At 64.5% G+C, this 923-nt stretch carries 1 protein-coding gene; it reads right to left on the reverse strand.

The window, feature by feature from the left end; all coding sequences use genetic code 11:
* The coding region (locus A3730_RS26865) for an FAD-dependent monooxygenase (RefSeq protein WP_063539329.1) at positions 1-923 on the reverse strand (923 nt) is incomplete at both ends.

Below are 923 nucleotides of genomic sequence, written 5' to 3' on the forward strand. Positions count from 1 at the left end.
CGTGGACACCGGGAGCAAGCCATAGAAAAGCTGCCCAAGGCGGCTGACGTGCTGCAGCTCTTCTCGCCACCCCGCCAACGCACGGGGATAGGACACCTCTGGCCTTTCGCCCAGCACCGCTTGTGCAGCGAGTTGACCACTGAGTACCGCGCCGTAGATTCCCTCGCCCAGTAACACCTCTGTGCAACCCGCCGCATCGCCCGCGAACAGCACACGGCCATTGACCAACCGGGCTTTCGGCAGCCAGGTGCCCAGCGGATAGCCCGCCACGTGCTCCGCCTCTGCCCCCAGGCGTGCCCGGCAATAGCGCTGCAGCGCCGCACGTTCCGGTGCCGCCACCCCGTGCCGCCAGACATAGAGCCCCACATTCACATGGTCGCCCTTGGGAAACAGCCAGCCATAACCGCCGCGAATAACACCAAAATCCAGCGTCATCGGCGGATAATCGCTCACCTTTTCCCGGGGCACGCACCCTTCAATGGCCATGGCTCCAGGCAGGTGACGTTCCCCCAGCATCCGCGCCACGGCGCTGTTGGCTCCGTCCGCTGCGATCAGCCAGGACGCAGAAAAGGAGTCTCCCTCACGGGTCTTCACGCGGACCCAGCTTGAGCCTTGCTCTATGAGTCTCAGGCCTGCAGTCTCATGGAACACGGCACCTTGCTGTTCTGCCTGCTCTCGGCAAAACGCATCCAGCTCTGCCCGTTCGGTCATGACACAGAACGGCGTGGCGCTGCTGAGGTGACGCACCGGCGAGGACGAATGACTCACCGCCAGGGAAGTAACCGCTTCGCGCACCACCGGCGCAATGCTGAATCGGTAGCGCGCCAACGCTTTCTCCGTGACCCCGCCCGCACAAGGCTTTCCCCGTGACCGGGGCCGCGAAATCACGGCCACTTTCAACCCGGCCGCAGCCAGATCCCATG

The sequence above is a fragment of the Alcanivorax sp. HI0044 genome (genome assembly GCF_001634945.1).